The organism is Paenibacillus artemisiicola (assembly GCF_017652985.1).
GTDB lineage: Bacteria > Bacillota > Bacilli > Paenibacillales > Paenibacillaceae > Paenibacillus_Z > Paenibacillus_Z artemisiicola.
Genome location: NZ_JAGGDJ010000014.1, coordinates 12,718 through 30,484 on the forward strand (window position 1 = coordinate 12,718; position 17,767 = coordinate 30,484).

General features: G+C 63.2%; 18 protein-coding genes and 1 riboswitch. Of the genes, 2 read left to right on the forward strand and 16 right to left on the reverse strand.

From position 1 onward, the window contains the following. Positions 1-12: 12 nt before the first annotated feature. From I8J29_RS17235 to I8J29_RS17275, 9 genes are all read right to left on the reverse strand, one after another. Entirely contained in the window at positions 13-891 is an 879-nt protein-coding gene (locus tag I8J29_RS17235) for a radical SAM/SPASM domain-containing protein (protein ID WP_208848777.1), read from the reverse strand. Positions 892-1,104: 213 nt separating this feature from the next. After that, on the reverse strand, positions 1,105-1,431 hold the full coding sequence (locus tag I8J29_RS17240; RefSeq protein WP_090636155.1) for a hypothetical protein: 327 nt from the start codon (positions 1,429-1,431) through the stop codon (positions 1,105-1,107). A gap of 107 nt (positions 1,432-1,538) precedes the next feature. Further along, on the reverse strand, positions 1,539-1,844 hold the full coding sequence (locus tag I8J29_RS17245) for a DUF6509 family protein (protein ID WP_338113199.1): 306 nt from the start codon (positions 1,842-1,844) through the stop codon (positions 1,539-1,541). Positions 1,845-2,001: 157 nt separating this feature from the next. Continuing rightward, positions 2,002-2,685, reverse strand: a complete 684-nt coding sequence (locus I8J29_RS17250) for a DUF4166 domain-containing protein (protein WP_208848778.1) — start codon at positions 2,683-2,685, stop codon at positions 2,002-2,004. Next, a complete protein-coding gene (locus tag I8J29_RS17255) occupies positions 2,682-3,698 on the reverse strand; it encodes a DoxX-like family protein (protein ID WP_208848779.1) in 1,017 nt (338 codons plus the stop codon). The genes I8J29_RS17250 and I8J29_RS17255 overlap by 4 nt, the downstream gene beginning before the upstream one ends. 152 nt (positions 3,699-3,850) lie before the next feature. Continuing rightward, on the reverse strand, positions 3,851-4,510 hold the full coding sequence (locus I8J29_RS17260) for a response regulator transcription factor (RefSeq protein WP_208848780.1): 660 nt from the start codon (positions 4,508-4,510) through the stop codon (positions 3,851-3,853). Positions 4,511-4,520: 10 nt separating this feature from the next. After that, positions 4,521-5,846, reverse strand: coding sequence for a sensor histidine kinase (locus tag I8J29_RS17265; protein ID WP_208848781.1), 1,326 nt, complete (start codon positions 5,844-5,846; stop codon positions 4,521-4,523). Next, a complete protein-coding gene (locus I8J29_RS17270; RefSeq protein ID WP_208848782.1) occupies positions 5,843-6,370 on the reverse strand; it encodes a methylated-DNA--[protein]-cysteine S-methyltransferase in 528 nt (175 codons plus the stop codon). The genes I8J29_RS17265 and I8J29_RS17270 overlap by 4 nt, the downstream gene beginning before the upstream one ends. Then, positions 6,363-6,962: a bifunctional transcriptional activator/DNA repair enzyme AdaA gene (locus tag I8J29_RS17275; RefSeq protein WP_208848783.1), complete on the reverse strand. Its 600-nt coding sequence runs from the start codon at positions 6,960-6,962 to the stop codon at positions 6,363-6,365. Before I8J29_RS17275 ends, I8J29_RS17270 begins: the two co-directional genes overlap by 8 nt. A gap of 165 nt (positions 6,963-7,127) precedes the next feature. On the opposite strand from I8J29_RS17275, the gene I8J29_RS17280 reads away from it, so the two are divergent. Further along, on the forward strand, positions 7,128-8,027 hold the full coding sequence (locus I8J29_RS17280; protein WP_208848784.1) for a DNA-3-methyladenine glycosylase family protein: 900 nt from the start codon (positions 7,128-7,130) through the stop codon (positions 8,025-8,027). A gap of 25 nt (positions 8,028-8,052) precedes the next feature. Here the strand turns inward: I8J29_RS17280 and I8J29_RS17285 are convergent, their stop codons facing one another. Further along, positions 8,053-8,298 carry a cold-inducible protein YdjO-related protein gene (locus I8J29_RS17285; RefSeq protein ID WP_090636140.1) on the reverse strand — a complete coding sequence of 82 codons (246 nt, stop codon included), beginning with the start codon at positions 8,296-8,298 and terminating at the stop codon, positions 8,053-8,055. 89 nt (positions 8,299-8,387) lie between these two features. After that, positions 8,388-8,497: riboswitch (guanidine-I (ykkC/yxkD leader) on the forward strand. Positions 8,498-8,562: 65 nt separating this feature from the next. On the opposite strand from I8J29_RS17285, the gene I8J29_RS17290 reads away from it, so the two are divergent. Then, entirely contained in the window at positions 8,563-9,903 is a 1,341-nt protein-coding gene (locus I8J29_RS17290) for an APC family permease (protein ID WP_208848785.1), read from the forward strand. An 83-nt stretch (positions 9,904-9,986) separates the two neighbouring features. On the opposite strand, the gene I8J29_RS17295 is transcribed toward I8J29_RS17290, so the two are convergent. The 6 genes from I8J29_RS17295 to I8J29_RS17320 form a co-directional block, all read right to left on the reverse strand. After that, entirely contained in the window at positions 9,987-10,505 is a 519-nt protein-coding gene (locus tag I8J29_RS17295) for a glutathione peroxidase (protein WP_208848786.1), read from the reverse strand. Positions 10,506-10,607: 102 nt separating this feature from the next. Then, positions 10,608-11,522 (reverse strand): hypothetical protein, encoded by a 915-nt coding sequence (locus I8J29_RS17300; protein ID WP_240546272.1) that lies wholly within the window; start codon positions 11,520-11,522, stop codon positions 10,608-10,610. Between the two features lie 26 nt (positions 11,523-11,548). Then, positions 11,549-11,842, reverse strand: a complete 294-nt coding sequence (locus I8J29_RS17305) for a hypothetical protein (protein WP_208848787.1) — start codon at positions 11,840-11,842, stop codon at positions 11,549-11,551. Between the two features lie 118 nt (positions 11,843-11,960). Next, positions 11,961-13,277, reverse strand: a complete 1,317-nt coding sequence (locus tag I8J29_RS17310; protein ID WP_208848788.1) for a deoxyguanosinetriphosphate triphosphohydrolase family protein — start codon at positions 13,275-13,277, stop codon at positions 11,961-11,963. A 151-nt stretch (positions 13,278-13,428) separates the two neighbouring features. Next, positions 13,429-14,724: a 2-oxoglutarate dehydrogenase complex dihydrolipoyllysine-residue succinyltransferase gene (gene odhB / locus I8J29_RS17315; protein WP_208848789.1), complete on the reverse strand. Its 1,296-nt coding sequence runs from the start codon at positions 14,722-14,724 to the stop codon at positions 13,429-13,431. A 32-nt stretch (positions 14,725-14,756) separates the two neighbouring features. After that, on the reverse strand, positions 14,757-17,654 hold the full coding sequence (locus I8J29_RS17320; RefSeq protein ID WP_208848790.1) for a 2-oxoglutarate dehydrogenase E1 component: 2,898 nt from the start codon (positions 17,652-17,654) through the stop codon (positions 14,757-14,759). Between the last annotated feature and the right edge of the window lie 113 nt (positions 17,655-17,767).

The window sequence follows — 17,767 nt, forward strand, 5'->3', positions numbered from 1 at the left end:
ACCTTCTTTCCTTCACATGCTGAACCGCTGCCGGTAGCCGCATTTGCGGCACAACTCCTCGACCACCTCGCGGCGGGAAAAGCCGTCGTACAGGCGCTTCGCCCGCTCGCCCTCGATGATGTCCGAGAACGCGGTTTGATGGATGTTGCCGAGATCGATGACGCCTTCGCCGTCCAGGCAGCAAGGAATGACGGTGCCGTCCACGAGCACGCCCGCCTGATTGCGCAGGCCGTAGCAGAAGCCGCGGTTCTCGTCTTCCTTCTCCTTCAGGTCCGGCCACTTGAACTCGTGATCGTGGTTCAGGTAGATGCGGTCGGCCAGCTTGATGCCCTTGCCCCGCGTATAATGGTCCCGGATCCGGAAATCGAGCCCGAACGTCCGCTCGAGCTGGTCGAGAATCTCCTGGTTGCGCTGGCGCGCGACGTTCGTGGCGTTATCCTCCGTCAAATTCCACAGCCGCAGCGAGACGAGCACGTCCGACGCCGCGACGGCTTCCTTGGCGAACGCGAGCACCTTGCCGACGTAGCCTTCCTTGTCGACCGAGCCCTCGTGGCCGTCGAAGCTGTGCAGCGAGAAGTTGATCTGCCGCAGCGCGGGCTTGCCGAGAATTTTCGGCCCGGCTTTGTGAAGCAGCGTGCCGTTCGAGGTCAGGTTCACCTTGAAGCCGCGCTCGTGGGCGAGGTCGAGCAGCGTATCGATCTTGGGATGAAGCAGCGGCTCGCCCTTGACGTGAAAATAAATATGGTCCGCGTGCGGCCTGATCTGCTCCAGCGTCCGCGTAAAATCCGCCACGGAGATGAATCCTTTCGCCCGTTCCGTCGGCGGGCAGAAGGAGCAGGCCAAATTGCAAACGCTCGTGATTTCGATGTAAAACTTTTTGAATTTCTTCATGCGCGATGCCCCGTTTCCTTCGTTCGGCCGGCGCCGGCCGGCGACAACATACCCTTCATTATAGGACGCCGGCGCGTGCGATGTCCACTTTCGGGCCCGGTTCTTCCGGTTATCGCCAGGATAGGCAGCAATCGAAACGCAAAAAACAGGACCTTCGGCGAAGGTCCCGTGCGTATTCGGGTTTTAAGTCGGTTGGGAGCGCATTCAAGGAGGCTACGCGCGCTGCAGCAAATCGTGCATATCGTCTTTCGTCCGCTCGACCTTGAGCACGTCCTCGACGGTAATGTCGGTCTTGTTCTCGTTGCGGAACGTCGTGCCCTCGAGCCGGTAGCCGTTCGCTCTCGCCATCGAGTAGAACGCGCAAAGCTGGTTCGCGATCCGCACCGCCTGCTCCTTGCTCGCTGCCGCGTACAATTTGTTGCCGAAACTGAGCGGGTTGCTGTTGCTTTGAATGTTGACATGGAAGGCCTCGGCTTCGCCGTCCACCTGCTTCACCAAAATTTGATTGTTGTAACAGTTCAACAGATAATGGACTGTCATGTCATTCACCGCCTGTTCACTAGGTTTCGGCCCGCTTATCCGCTTGCCGTACTCCTTATTACACGGGCCTCGCCCCCGTGAAACGCCGGCTGCCTTCCGCTTTTATTTTATGCCTCCGACTCGGAGAAATGCGCCCCGCAAAACGATTCGAGCATCCGTTCTTCCTCGTCCTCCAGCTCGAAATCGTGGAACGCGTCGTTGATCCGCTTGTACAGCTCGTACTTGACGAGACGCCCGGCATCTCCGTCGACGCGGTAGATCGCCCGAATGAACAGCCCTCCTTCAACGTACAGCTCGTCGTCCTCCGCGACGTCGATTTCCAGCTTGAATTCGTATCGTTCCCCGGCCAAGATGCCGAACGGATCCTTGATTTTCTCTACGGTATAGGCTTCGATCTCGATCAATTTCCTCATCCTTCCTGACTTCGTCGCTCCATTATACCGTTTTCTCCGCCGGGTTACGAATCGGCGCCGGACGCGAAGGATGGGAGCGCCCCCGAGGCGCGGGCGCATGGCTATCGCCGAAGCCTCGACGAAGCGGACAGGAGCGTTAACGGCGCGCGGGCGGGCGTTACTCCCGATATTCCTCGCGCGTCGGCTTCGCCTCGCCGGGAACGCGCCGTCCCGCCATCGGCACCGTCGCGGCCCGGAACCAGCCGCCGTACCGGAAGACCGGCCCGAGCAGCGGATTGACGACATCGACCGTTATCCGGAAGCGGCCCGCCTCGTCGTCGTACCATTCGTGCACCTCCGCCCTTCCCGTCAGCCGATCGGGAAAGCGGAACCCGAGCGGGCCTTCGTAGAAGCGCTGCTCGCCCGAGCGGATCAGGATGCCGCCGTGCGGCGACGCCGCCATCTCGAGGTCGACCGCCAGATGCTGCTTCGTGCCCAAATAATCGACGATGCGCCGGCGCTGCCGGCTGTAGATCATCGTCGCGTCGAACTTGCGGACGCCTTCCGGGAAGCGGAACCGGCGGCTCCACGTGACCGTCTCGCGTCCGAAGGCGTCCTCGTAGGCGTAGTTGGCGATCGTGAACGGAACGCCCTCGCCCGCCTTCGGGAACATGATATGGCGCGCCGTTCCGAGCCAGAGCGGCGCCGCCGCCCACTTGTTGTACCAGATGCGCTCCATGACGCCTTCGCCGATGGAGGCGACCCCGTCCCCGCTGCTGAAGCCGAACCGCTGGCGGATGCGCGGGTGCAGCTTCGCGAACTCCGCCCCGAGCGCGCGCTCGTAGATCGACGCCGCCGTCATCGCGCTCGCCCTCCCTTCGGCCGCGGCGCGCGCAGGCAGCGTCCGGCAGCGGGAAGCTCCCGCGCCGTCAGCGCGGCGGCCAGGCTGAGCGCGGCCATGCCGACGCCGAGCAGCGCCGGATTGAACGGCGAGCGCAGCAGCGCGGGATCGCCGGCCGCGCCCAGCGCCGCGAGCAGCAAGAGCAGCGGCGCCTGCGCGGCGAGGAACCGCCTGCGGCGGTGCAGCGGCAGCGTGGCGAGGCCGACGCCGGCTTCGCCAATGCCCAGCAGCAGCGCCGCGAGCGTCTCGCGGCCCTCCGGGATCCAGCCCGTCGCCGCCAGGATCGCTAGCTCGCCGTCGTGAGGGAACAGCAGCTTCGGCAGCAGCCCCTGCGCGAGCCACAGACAGGCGAGCGTCCCGGCGCAGGCGTAATGGACGACCGCCTGACGCAGCGCGACCCGCGGCGGAATGCCCGCTTCGAGCCACAGGCGGAGGGCGTCGAAGCTCCATGCCGTGGCATAACCGAACAGCGGGCGGAACGCGAAGCGGTCGAACGCGCGGCCGAGCGGACCGAAGCGCGTCCGGTAGTCGTATTGCGTGATGAACCGGATGCCTTCATCGTTTCCGTCATTCTTTCTGTTAGGGCAGCCGTCTTCGCTTCCCTCCTCGGGCTCTTCGCCTCCCCCGACATCCCGGCCCCGCTTCGGCGGCACGTATTTCCAGTAACCCGTTCCCCGGCTGATCAGCGACAGCGGCTGGCCGGAGCCGAAAGCCAGCGCCGACAGCCGCACGCCGCTCTTCGGGAACCGCGCCGTCCGCGACTCGCCCGTGCCGGCGATCGCGAGGCCGAAGCCGATCCGCGTGGCGTACGTGAACCTTTGCGGCGCTTCCGGATTCGGGCGTGGCAGGTAAGCGATGTCGGTAAACCGGAGATCCCACTGCCGGTGGAGCTCCGGCTTCTGCGTATGGTTCCACAGCGTCTCCATGTCGGTGCGGATGGTCGTTTCGACGTAAATCGGTTTGCTTCGCCGCATTGTCCTTCGTCAGCTCCTCTCAAGGCCAAGTATAACGGCGTACGCCGGACCTCGGGCAGAACCAACTTTCATGGAACGCGCGGCGAAAAGGGTACTAGAATCTCTAGTACCCCCGTTCCCGGTTGCGTTTTTTCGGCCCGCTTAACGCGGCTTCACGTCTTCGGATTCTCCGGCTCGTCCGGCTTCTCCGGGGCGAGTCCGATCCGCTTCACCTTCTCCACCGCTTCCTTGCTGCTGCGGACGCCGAGCTTCTTCAGCATCTTGTTGACCTGGTTCTTCAGCGTGCTCTCCGCCTTGAACAGCTTGCGCTCGATCTGCGGCTGCGTGTAGCCCGCCTCGATCAAGTCGAACACCTCGCGCTCCGCCGCGGTGAGCGGCTTCAGCTGCTCCTCCCGCTTCAGCCGGGCGAACTCCTTCAGCAGCGCGTCCATCGGCGCCGAGTGATGGTAAGCCGCGCGGATGGCGTGCGGCAGATGAAGATAGTTCGTCTTCTCGATATAATTGACGGCGCCGGCCGTGAACGCCTTCGTCATGACCGACTCCTCGCTCATCGACGTCAGCATGATGATCTTGGCTTGCGGCGCGAGCCCGTGAATCTCCATCGCCGCGTAAATGCCTTCGAGCTTGCGGTCGGTCAGCTGGATGTCCATGAGGACGACGTCGAATTCCAGCGTGCGGGCGAGCGACGCCGCCTCCGCCGCGTTGGTCGCGGCGCCGACGACGAGCAGGTCCTCCTCCCGGTTCAGAAAAGCGGTGATGGCCTTGATCCAGCCGGGATCGTCCTCGACCAGAACTACGCGGATCGCATTCATGTCCGTACGTTCATTCCTTCCGAAGTTGTTTCTTGCGCGGGAACGCCAGCGTCACGCGCGCGCCGCGTCCCGGCTCGCTGCTCACGGCGAGCGTCCCGCCGCTCAGCAGCATGACGTTGTACGCGTAGGACAAGCCGAGCCCGTAATTGTCGGCGCGGCTCTTCGTGCTGAAGAACGGCTCCAGGACGCGCCGCTGCAGCTCCTTCGGAATGCCGGGCCCGTCGTCCGCCACGGTCAGCAGCACCTGCCGTTTGTTCCCCTCGAGCGTCAGCCGGAGACGACCGCCCCGTTCCATCGCCTCGGCCGCGTTCGCGATCAGGTTGCCGACCGCCTCCCGGACGTGGACGGCGTCCAGCGTCAGCACGGGGCGTTCCAGCACGCCGAACGAGACGGCGATCCCCCGCGCTTCGAGCTCGTCGGCGTACCGGGCGAGGCAGTCGCGGACGACGGCTTCCAGCGCGTGCGGCTGCTCGCGCAGGACGATCGCCTTCGTCCGCCCGTGAATGCGCGTCACCATATCCAATAAATGCGCGGAGGATTGCGAGATGATGGCGAGATGCTGCCGCGCTTCGTCGTCGGCGTCCGGCAGCCGATGGCCGAGATTGAGCGTGCTGAGCGAGATTTTGCCGATTTCGTTCTTGATCGTGTGATTGAGCATCGTCGTGCCCGAGCTGACGGCCTCCATCGTCGCGTCGAGCGGATCGCGTTCGAGCCGCAGTTTGACGCCGAGAAAGCCGTACATGAAGACGCACAGAAGCGCCATGGCGAGCGAATAGATGACGAAGACGGAGATGTACGCGAAGAAGTCGAAGTCCGGCTCGATCGCCCGGGCCACGTTGATGAACGCGAGGGCCGCGAGCACGGTGGGCACGATGATCAGCGTCGTCAGGAGCCGGGCGCGCCTGCGCCGCGGGTCCGCTTCCGTCAGCAGCGCGCGCAGCAGCACCCAGCAGGAAGCGGCGTAATACGGCCCCACCCAGCAAAGCAGCAGGCCGAAGTCGACGCGGATCGCCGGCTCCAGCGGCGTCACGGCGAGCGTCGCGGCGGCCGGAATCAGCAGCGTGGCTTGCAGGAGCGCGCGATGCCTCCGGCGCTTCGGCCACTTCTCGGCATAGGCCAGGCTGAACGCGAGAATGCCGTACGGGGTCCACGTCTGATTGACGTACACCGACGCGTCCGCGACGCGCGGCAGGCCCGCCACGCGCAGCGTACCCTCCAAGCCGCCGACCGCAGCGCACGCCAGGAAGAACGCCGCCCAGCGGTTCGCGCCGCCGCGCGGGTTCGCCAGCAGCAGCACCGCCGCCGCCGCCGACAACGCGAAGAAGTAAAAAATCACGACGTCGCCCGGAGCGCTCCTTCGCGCCGGAGCAGCTCCGCCTTCATCGCCATGCCGGCGCGGAAGCCGGTCAGCGTGCCGTTCTTCCCGAGCACCCGGTGGCAGGGCACGAAGAGCAGCACGGGGTTCGCCCCGATCGCGCCGGCGACCGCCCGCGCCGCGGAAGGACGGCCGAGCCGTTCGGCGACGTCCGAGTAGGCGCGCACCTCGCCGGGCGGAATGAGCCGCAGCTCCTGCCAGACGGCTTGCTGGAACGCGGTGCCCCGCAGATCCATCGCGACGCCGGCGTCCCGCGCGCCGTCTTCCAGGTAGGCGCGGATCGCCGCCCCGTAGGGGGCCATCGCCGCGTCGTCGCGCCGCGGCTCGGTTCCCGGCAGCTGCCGGGCGGCCCAGCCGGCCAGTTCGGCGTAGGCGGCCCCGGGGGTGCCGATGTAGCACAGTCCCTTGTCGGTGGCCGCGATATGCATGCGCCAATCGCCGCTGTCGAGCAGCGACCAATACAAATTGCCGTCGAATTTACTCATGAACGTCACCATCTTTCGAAGGGTTCGGCGCGCGATGCGCCAGTCGGTATTGCGTGGGCGTGCAGCCGGCGGCCTTCTGGAACGCGGTCGCGAAATGCGCCGCGTTCGGCATGCCGACCTCGCCGCCGACCGCGGCGATCGCGGCCGCGGATTCGCGCAGCAGCGTCTTGGCCGCCTCGATGCGCACGCGCAGCAGGTAATCGGCGGGAGACTGGCCGCGGACCCGCTTGAAGGTGCGCTGCAGGTGGTACGGGCTGACGTGCTGCTGCTCGGCCAGCGCATCGAGCGTGATCCGCTCCGGATAATGCGCGCGGATCGATTCCGCGATGGCGTCGACCCATTCCTCGTCCGGAAGCCGCAGCCCGTCCGGCTTGCACCGCTTGCACGGCCGAAAGCCCGCTTGCGCCGCCTCCGCCGCGGTTTTGAACACGCGCACGTGCTCCCTCTTCGGCGCCCTCGACTTGCAGGACGGCCGGCAAAAAATGCGCGTCGTGCTGACGCTGTAATAATACTTGCCGTCATGCGACGCATCGCAATCGACGATCGCGGTCCACTGCGCGTCCGACGGCGTCTCGTTCGGTTGAACGGCCACGCGCCTCACCTCCACAACGCAAAGTATACCCGCTTTGCCGGCCGGATGTAAGCCTGCCCGAATGGAAAAGCAAGATTGCGAAAGGCGCCGTCGCCGTGTTTTATGGTACAACTAGTACGGAGAGCGGAGAACAAAGCTCCGCCCGACGAGGGAGGCTTCGAACGCATGACAGCTATCATAACCATCGAGACGCCGGACGTCTTCGATTTCGCGCCTATCATCGATTACTTGAACCGGTCCGCCAACGAGTGCCTGTACGAAGCGGATGCCGCGTCCGTAACCCGGCTCGTGCCCGCTGGCGGGTCGCCCGCGCTGATCCGGCTGTCGGCGCGCGCGGACGGCGCGCTGGCGGCGGAATTCCCCGCCCTGACCGGACCGCCGGACGACGCGACGGCGAGAGACGTCACCGCGTACGTCCGCGAATGGTTCGACATGGATCGGGATTTGAGCGGCTTCCTGGCGCTCGCTTCCGGCGACGAAGTACTGGCTCCCGCGGTCCGGCGGTTCCGCGGCCTGCGCATCGTCGGCATCGCCGATTTGTTCGAGGCGCTGTGCTGGGGCATCATGGGGCAGCAGATCAACCTGGCCTTCGCGTACACGCTCAAGCGCCGCTTCGTGGAACGGTACGGCGCGGCCTTCCGGTGGGACGGGCGTGCCTACCGGATGTTCCCGGCGCCGGAGCGGATCGCGGCGATCGATCCTGCCGAGCTCCGCGACCTGCAGTTCACGGAGCGGAAAGCCGAATACGTCGTCGGCGTCGCGCGGCTGATGGCCGAAGGCGCCTTGTCCAAAGCAGGCCTGCTCGCGCTGCCCGATTGGACGGCCCGGGAGAAGGCGCTCACCGCCATACGCGGCATCGGCCCGTGGACGGCGCATTACGTGCTGATGCGCTGCCTGCGCAATCCCGGCGCGTTCCCGCTCGAGGACGTCGGCCTGCACAACGCGCTCAAGGCCGCGCTCGGCCGCGAGGAGAAGCCGTCGCTCGCCGAGATCAAAGCGCTTGCCGCGCCATGGGGCGAATGGAAGGCGTACGCGACGTTCTACCTCTGGCGTCTCCTGTACTAAACGAAAAAACCGCCTGGGCGGCGGCTTAAAAATCGAATTCCGATTTCGGTTTTTTCGGTTGTCGTTTGATCTTGTTTTGCACGGCCGGCAAATGCCTCATGCTCCGATGCATGGGGCCTTTGCAGATCGGGCAGCTTTGCTCGCTCTCGGCGAACTCCTCGCGCACCCACGCTTTGCACTCCGGATTTTTGCATTTCCAAATCTTCGTCGGAATCAATTTCGGTTTCTCTTCTTCGGTCGTCGCCAACTTGTAAGCATCCTTTCCATTCATCGCGCATGATCTGAGGTTTAATAACTTTTCATTTGACGTTTGCGTTCTTCGTGTTATATTATCTAACAAGAAAAACCGAATTGCATACGAAAATCGTTTTCTAGGGTTCCGCGGCGGCAGTTAACCTGACCGACGGCCTGGTCCGAGAGAAAACGCACGGCGGCCGCCGTGTGCACGGAGGGACAAAAGCCCGGGAGGATATCAGTCGACGCGATATCTCCCGAGCTTTTTTATTTTAGCCGCCATCGGAAAGGGTTGCTGCGCATGAGAGAGCAAGTGAAGCTTCAACAGACGCTGTCGCTATTCCAGGTCACGTTTCTCGGACTCGCCTGGATGACGCCCATGATTTACTTCTCCATTTACGGCATCGCGTACGATGCTTCGTCCGGCATGCTGACGCAGGCCTATCTGCTCGCGTTCGTCGCCATCCTGTTCACCGCGTACAGCTACGGCTTGATGGCCGTCGCCCACCCGACGTCGGGTTCCGCCTACACCTACGTCAAGAAAGCCGTCCATCCGTATCTCGGCTTCCTCGTCGGCTGGGCGCTGCTGCTCGATTATCTATTCTCCCCCATCATCGCCTGTCTTACGTTCGGCATTTACATGCATGCGCAATTTCCCGCCGTTCCCGCCGCGGTATGGATCGTCGGCATCAACCTCGCGGTTACGTTCGCGAACGCGAAGGGCGCCTCCTTCTCCGCGAATTTGAGCAAATGGATCGTCCTGCTTCAAATGGGCTTCATTGCCCTCTTTTGCCTGCTGCTCGTCCGCCATCTGCCATCGCATGGCGATCCGCTCGCGCCGCTGCTGCAAACGCGCGTCCCTCTCGAAGGGGTCTTGTCCGGCGCCTCCGTGATCTGCTTTTCGTTCCTCGGCTTCGATTCCATCACGACGATGGCCGAAGAGACGAAGAACGCCCGGAAAACGATCCCTCGCGCAATCGCCTTCATCATTATAATCGCCTGCGTCCTATATGTCACACCGTCTTATTTGACCCAGCTCGATTTTCCGGGCGTCCTCTCGTTCGCAAACCTCGATTCGGCCGGCCTCGAGATCGTGAAAATGGTCGGCGGCGCCGCGCTCGGCACCGTGTTCATCGGCGTCCTGCTACTCGCGATCTTCACCCAAGGCGTCTCGTCCGTCTCGAGCGCGTCCCGGCTCATGTACGTTATGGGCCGCGAATCGATCCTGCCGGCGCGCACCTTCGCGTACGTGCATCCGAAGCTGAAGACGCCGCTCGCCAACATTCTGATCGTCGCGATCGTGTCGCTGCTCGCTCTCGTCATCCGGCTGGACACGGCCGTCAAATTCGTCAATTTCGGCGCGCTGACCGCCTTCTTCTTCGTGAACGCGTCAGTCGTCTGCCATTATTTCGCCAAGGAGCGCCGCCGCTCCCTGACCGGCACGCTGCTGTACCTCGTTCTGCCGGCCGTCGGCGCCGGCTTCATCGCCTGGCTGTTCCTGCTGCTCAGCAAGGACGCGCTGATCATGGGCCTCGTCTGGCTGGCCGCCGGCATCGTTTACAACGCGCGGAACGCCGCGTTCGTCAAGCGCCTGCTCGGCCGCAGGCGCATCGGCCGCGCGGAAGCCGCCGGGCGCCGGTAAGGCGGCTCGGCGTACGACGGCGGAAAACGCAAAAAAAGCACCTGAACCAGGTGCTTTTTCGTCTTCATCCGCGATTCGGCCGCTCAATCGTTGACGGTATTGGAAGCCGCGCCGAGGCCGCCCGTCTCGATCAGGCTGCGCAGGTCGGGTTCGATGGCCGAAGGATCCGTCGGAGCCGGATACTGCTTCAGGACGTTGCCCTGCCGGTCCACGAGAAACTTCGCGAAGTTCCAATCGATGTCGCCCGCATGGTACGGCGCCGGCACCGCGTCGACCAGGTACTTGTAGAGCGGATGCGCGTCTTCGCCGCGCACGTCGATCTTCGCGAACATCGGGAACGTCACGTTGTAATTCAGCTCGCAAAACTGCGCGATCTCTTCGTTCGTGCCCGGCTCTTGGTTCTTGAATTGGTTGCACGGGAACCCGAGCACGACGACGCCTTCGTCCTTGAACGTCTCATAGATGTGCTGCAGCCCCTTGTAGTGCGGCGTCAATCCGCAGGCGCTCGCCGTGTTGACGATCAGCAGGATCTTGCCCTCGTACGGCTTCAACGTCGTCGGTTTGCCGTCGATCGTCGTCACTTCATAATCGTAAATAGACATGCTCGTCCCTCCCGAAATCGCGTTGATTTCATTAAATTGCATAAAATCATTATAGCCGAACGCGCGATCCGGGAGCAAATCCGATTTCGGGACGGGTGCCGGTCAGCTTTCCCGTCCGATGGCGACCTGCAGCTGGCCCGCGAGCTGTTCCGCGTCCTCCCAGACGATCGGCCGCACGCCCGCCGGCTTGTCCGACGCCGAGGCGGAGCTGCAGGTCCAGGTCACCGGGATCTCGTTGCCGAGCGCGTAGCCGGCGTACATCCACGTCTCGGCCTCCGGCGCCGAGATGTCGGCGATGAGCATCTTGCAGGTAAGCACCTGCTGCAGCGCCTCCTGCATGGACTTGCCGTCCGACGGGCGCCCCTCTTCCCGTTCCACCAGCTTGGGCGAGTAGCCGAGCTGGATCAAGCGCGGAAACACCGTGTTCATCCACTCCCGCGTCATGTCCTCCTCGCGTTCCGGAAGCAGCACGAAGCAAGGCTTGAGCGCCTTGCCCGATGCGCTGGATTCCGCCTCCAGCCAGCCCTTCTCCGTCAGCCGGAACGTCGAGCCGATCCGCTCGATCATGCCGTCTTCCTTCAGCTTCTCGGCGATGTACACGAGCTCCTGCAAATTCATCGAATACGTCAAGTTGAAGCTCTGCGCGAACTGATTGATCACGACCGGCTCGCCCGGCCCTCCCGCATGGCGGTGCAAGTACCGCAGCAGGCGCAGCCCCTTGTCCTCGGTCGTCAGCGGCACGAGCGGCGACTGCAGGATCTCGTCCTTCCCGTCGAAGGAGACGATGACCGTCTCCTCGCAGTCGCTCTTCTCGCGGATATAAGCGGAGATGATCGGGAACATGCTCCTCTTCTCTCCGTAAGACAGCTGCCTGAACGGTTCGTAGCTGCCGTCCTTCAAACCGTAAGACGCGCTCGGCGAGCATAGGCAGTTCATGTACCATTCGCTGCCGCCTTTATGTTTGACCTGTACGAGCGAATCGCAGAACAGGCATCGTTTCTGATCCAAAACTTCCATGAGTGCGTTCATCCTCCCTTTTGTCTCTATGAAGGATTCGGATCGTCGGCTCCGTTAGAGGGTGCCGGAGCCATTAAGCTTTTCTCATGTTTGATGTACCCCGTTTCGCGCGATCCGAAGCGCTCCGAAACCGTCCAAATGCTGCCAGTCCAGACGATGGCGTCCCCCGCGGCGGCTTCCGCCGCCACCTTGTCGCGCGGCAGCCGCAGCGTCTTGCCGCCGATCGCCGCCGTCACGCCGTCCTCGCCGGCTTCGGTCACGATGCCGACGCGCCGGACGACGCAGCTTGCGCCTTCGCCTTCGTTCGCCGATTCCCGCATTCCGCTTGCCCGCTCCCTTCGCAAGAAGGACGACCGCGCCGAAGCGCCGATCGTCCTTCCTCTGTCCTTTTAAGCCGTGCCGAGCCGCGGCATCGCTTCCCGCGCTTCACGTCCGCGATCAATCGCGCTCATAGATCGAACCCGACCGGCTCGCGTAAAATTCCGCGTACACTTTCTCGGCGTACGCGTCGGTCATGCCCGCGATGTAATCCGCCACCATGCGCTCCCACGGCCACTTGCTGCGCTGCCGCTCGTAGCTCTCCAGCCAGTCCGGCGGGATAATGAGCCTCCCCGTCTCCGGCGTCCGGAAGCTGTCCCACAGCCGCTGGATCATGATCTCGCTTCGCTTGTGCAGCCGCTGCACGCGGAAGTCCTTGATCAGCGTCACCCAGGCGAGCTTCTTCAAAATCTCCATCGTCCGCAGCAGCTCCAGGTCCTGCACGCCGTCGCGGATGAACGTCACGCGCTTCCAGCCGGTGACGGGATCGTCGATGATGCCGACGCCGCTGACGAACTTGCGCACCCAGCGCGCCTTCATCTCGCGCCTCGTCCGGGACGGCTCCCGGCCGCACTCGACGTAGACCGTCTCCCACTGCTGCAGGTAGTGATGGAGCGCCTGGCGCACCATCTGCATCATGTCGACTTCCTCCCAGTGCATGACCGCGTTGCCGGGATCATCGACGATCTCCTGCATGACGCTCGCCACGAGCCGGTCGTCTTCGAACAGGCTGGGATTCATCTGAATCTTGCCGGCGCGAATCCCGTCCTCGATATCGTGCGTCGAGTAGGCGATGTCGTCGCACAGGTCCATCAGCTGGGCTTCCAGCGTCGCGACTCCGTCCGGCATCCCCCAGGCTTTGCGGAGGCCGGCGATGCCCTCCCATTCCATGCCGTAGACGCCCTTGAGCCGTCCGGGATGGTCCAGGCAGAACGGGTATTTATTGATCGCGAGCAGCACCGCGGCGGTCAGATCGAGGCCGCTGTCGCTCCCCGCGCGCTTCTCGAGGAACATGAGGATGCGGAAATTTTGGGCGTTGCCCTCGTATTTCATCCCGCATTCCGCCGTCAAAATCTCGTTCAGCACTTCTTCGCCCTTGTGGCCGAACGGCGGATGGCCCAGATCGTGGGCCAGCGAAGCGACCTCCACGACCTCGGGGTCCATGACCAGTCCGGGATGTTCGCGCCGCGCGAGAAACGGATTCGTTTTGCACAGCTTGCGCGCCACCTCGCGGGCAATCTGCGATACCTCCAGCGAATGCGTCAGCCGCGTCCGGTAATAGTCGCCGGAGCCGGCGCCGAATACCTGCGATTTTCCTTGCAGCCGGCGGAACGCCGGCGATTGGATCAAGCGGGCGTAATCCTTCTCGAACTCGTCCCTGTCCTCGCTGGAGTGGATGTTTTCGGAGTCAAACAACCGCATCTTGCGTACGTTCATGTCTCATCCGCCTCCCTTGTTCGTTTGTTCTTATTTTATGTAGAACGTTCGTGAATAGCAATAAAAAAACCTCGCAAGCTGACGATCCAGGACAGATGGCCTGACGTCGGCTTGTGAGGTTTCGGTTAGGCATAGGAGGCTGTTCCAGCAATTAGCCTTCCAGCAGGAGCGATTCCGGATCTTCCAGCAGCTGCTTGACCGTGACGAGGAAGCGGACCGCTTCCGCGCCGTCGACGATCCGGTGATCGTAGGACAGCGCGATGTACATCATCGGACGGTTTTCCATCTCGGTATCGTTGATCGCGACCGGACGCACCTGGATTTTGTGCATGCCCAGGATGCCGACCTGCGGCGCGTTCAAGATCGGCGTGGAGAGGAGCGAGCCGAAGACGCCGCCGTTCGTGATCGTGAACGTGCCGCCCTGCAGGTCGTTCAGCGACAGCGTGTTGGCGCGGGCTTTGGACGCGAGCTCGCCGATCTGCTTCTCGATCTGCGCGAAGCTCAGACGGTCCGCGTCGCGCACGACCGGCACGACGAGGCCTTCCTTCGCGGATACCGCGATGCCGATGTCATAGTACTGCTTGACGAGGATATCTTCGCCTTGGATTTCGGCGTTCAGCAGCGGGTACGCCTTGAGCGCGCCGATTACCGCCTTCGTGAAGAAGGACATGAAGCCGAGGCCCACGTCGTGCTTCTCTTGGAACGCTTGCTTGCGGCGCTTGCGCACGTCCAGGATCGCCGTCATGTCGACTTCGTTGAACGTCGTCAGCATCGCGGCCGTGTGCTGCGCTTCGACGAGGCGCTTCGCGATCGTCAAGCGGCGGCGGGACATCTTGCGGCGCTCGGCCGGCTTGCCGGCTTCCGCGGCAGGCTGGGCCGGTGCGGCAGGCTGGGCCGGTGCGGCAGGCGCGGCGGGAGCCGCAGGCGCCGTCGGGCGCGTGCCGTGCGCTTCGATGTCGGATTGGCGGATGCGTCCGAGCGGATCGACCGCCTGCACTTGCGACAGGTCGATGCCGCGCTCGCGCGCCAGCTTGCGCGCGGCCGGCGTCGCCGACGCCGAGGCGTCGGATGCCGGAGCGGGAGCGGATGCCGCGACCGGCGGCGATGCCGGCACGGCAGGCTTCATTTCCGGCTGCTCGGCAGCCGGCTGGCTTGCCGGCGCCGCCGGCGCCGCGGGAGCGGCCGCAGGCTGGCTAGGCGCGACGGCGCCGGACCCGCTGCCGATCGTGCCGATCGTTTCGCCGACGGCGACGGTGTCGCCTTCGGCGCGCAGCAGGGACTCGATCGTACCCGCTTGCTCGGCGCTGATTTCGATGTTGACTTTATCCGTTTCGAGCTCCGCCAGCACGTCGCCGACGTTGACGCTGTCGCCGGCTTTGACATGCCATTTGGAAATTGTGCCTTCTACGATGGATTCGCCCATTTCGGGTACTTTGATATCACTCATGGCTCGTTCTCTCCTTGCCTGATTCGCTGGATTTAATTTTGCTTGCTGCGGTTAAGTGCGACGGATACGATCCGCTGCTGTTCCATCGTGTGGATGTAGTGGAAGCCGCTCGCCGGGCTGGAGCGCTTCGGACGGCCGATATAGCGGACCGTCGTGCCGGCTTTGACGCGCGCGCGAATCCGCGGCTCGACGTAGTTCCAAGCGCCCATGTTTTGCGGTTCTTCTTGTACCCAAAGCACTTCTTTCACGTTCGGATACCGCGCGATGATTTGCTCGACGTCGGTTTTCGGGAACGGATAGAGCTGCTCGACGCGCACGATGTGCAGCCAGTCCCAAGCATCGGCGGCTTGTCCGTCCTTCAGCTCGAGCGCCGCTTCCAGATCGATCGCCATCTTGCCCGTGCAGAAAATCAAACGCTCCACTTTGTCCGCTTTCTTGCCGAGACCCGGCTGCTCGAGCACCAGCTTGAAGGAGCCGTCGCTCAGCTCGGCCGGATCCGAAGCGACGCTCGGGTTCCGGATAAGGCTCTTCGGCGCCATGACGATAAGCGGACGCGCTTCGTCAGTGCCCAGGATCGACGCCTGACGGCGCAGCAGATGGAAGTATTGCGAAGCGGACGTCATGTTGACGATCGTCAGGTTGTCTTCCGCCGCGAGCAGCAGGAACCGTTCCAGCTTCGCGCTGGAGTGCTCCGGCCCATTGCCTTCGTAGCCGTGCGGCAGCAGCATGACGAGGCCGGATTTTTCCTGCCATTTCACGCGGCCGGCCGTCACGAATTGATCGATGATGACTTGGGCGCAGTTCGCGAAGTCCCCGTACTGCGCTTCCCAGATGACGAGCGTTTCCGGCGAGAAGACGTTGTAGCCGTATTCGAAGCCGAGCACGGACGCCTCGGCGAGCGGGCTGTTATGGACGGCGAACGACGCCTTCGCCTGCGGCAGCGTGTGCATCGGCGAGAACGTCTTGTTGTTCTCGACGTCGTGCAGCACGATGTTCCGGAACGCGAACGTGGCGCGCTCGGAATCCTGGCCGCTCAGACGGATCGGCGTGCCGTCGGACAGAATCGTGGCGAACGCCAGCGCTTCCGCTTGGCCCCAGTCGACCTTGCCGCCTTCGTTCAACGTGTTCGCGCGACGCTTCAGGATGCGATCCAGCTTGTCGTACACCTTGAATCCGTCGGGCCATTGCAGCAGCGCTTCGTTGATCGGCGCCAGCTTCTTCAGCGGCACGCCGGTCACGATGTCCTTCTTGCGGCGCTTGCTGCCCACTTCGTCGGCCTTCGGCTGCTTATAGGCTTTATCATTTTCTTTGACTTCATCCAACGCCGCCTGCAATTTCGCGAGGCCTTCGCGGCGAAGCGCTTGAACTTGCTCCTCGGTCACGAAGCCTCTCTCTTTCAGGCGCTCGGCGTAAATGACGGAGGCAACCGGATGCTTGCGCAGCTTCTGGTACAGCAGCGGCTGGGTCGTTTCCGGGTCGTCCGTCTCGTTGTGGCCGTGGCGGCGGTAGCCGATCATGTCGATCAGGAAGTCCTTGCCGAATTTCTGGCGGTATTCGCACGCCATCCGGACCGCGGCGATGCACGCCTCCGGATCGTCCGCGCTGACGTGCACGATCGGGATTTCATACCCTTTCGCCAAGTCGCTCGCGTAGTACGTGGAACGCGAATCCTTGCTCTCCGTCGTGAAGCCGAGGCGGTTGTTCGCGATGATGTGGATCGTGCCGCCGTTCTCGTAACCGGCCAGCTTCTTGAAGTTGAGCGTCTCCGCCACGATGCCTTCGCCCGCGAACGCCGCGTCGCCGTGAATGATGATGGCCGCGGCGCTGCCGAAGTTCGCGACCGGGTAGCCCGGCTTGGAGCGGTCGTCCTGCGCCGCGCGCGTGAAGCCCTCGACGATCGGATTGACGTATTCCAGGTGGCTCGGGTTGTTCGCCAGCGTGATGCGCGTCTCGACCGTCTCGCCTTCCTTCACCGAACGGTGGGCGCCCAGATGGTACTTCACGTCGCCGGTATAGCCGATGTTGATGCCGAGCGCGCCTTCGGACGGGAACAGGTCCTGGTCCTTGTTCGGCGAATGGTGGAACTCGGAGAAGATCGACGCGTACGGCTTGCCGAGCACGTGCGTCAGCACGTTCAGCCGCCCACGGTGCGCCATGCCCATCAGAATATGCCGTGCGCCGTCATGAGCCACTTCTCTCACGACTTCGTCCAGCATCGGCACTAAGCTATCGGTTCCTTCGATCGAAAAGCGCTTCTGCCCGACGAACGAACGGTGCAGGAACGTTTCGAATTGTTCCACGTCGATGAGGCGCTGCAGCAGCGCGATGCGCTCCTTCGCGGTCATCGGCTTGGAGGCCATGCCGATCTCGGCTTGGCGGCGAAGCCAGAGGCGTTCGTCTTGCTCGTGGATATGGGCGAATTCGAAGCCGAACGACTTCGTGTACACGTCCTTCAGGTGTTGAATCGCTTGCTTGCCGTTGCTGATGGATTCCGGCGCTTCTTCCCAGATCAGCGAGGCGGGAATGCCCTCGAGATCGGCGTCCGTCAGCTTGAACGTGGCCGGCTCGATCAGGCGGGTGTCCGGCGCCGGCGTCAGGCCGAGCGGATCGTTGTCGGCCGCCAAATGACCGAACGTGCGGATGTTCCGGACCAGCTTCCCGGCGTCGACGATTTTTTTCAAATAAGCGGGGTCGACCGTCTTGATGCTATTGGAACCGTCCGTCGTTACCTTCAAAGGGGGGAACACGTTCACGTTGCTGCCGGCCGAGACGGACGGCGGCGGTCCCCACTTCTCGAAAGATTCTCTAACGGCGGGATCTACGTCGTCAGGGTTGCGCAGGTATTGCTCGTACATTTCTTCAATGTACCCCAGGTTCGGACCGTAATAGAGCTCCCAGGGCGACTTGCGGTCATTGCTGTCTGCTGTCATTAACGGCTACCTCCATCAAAAGTAAGTACAACGGGAACCAAAAAGTCCTTCTTATTACATTAACCCGTCATAGCGTTCATCCATACATGATACCAGAACTAATTGGGAGGGAC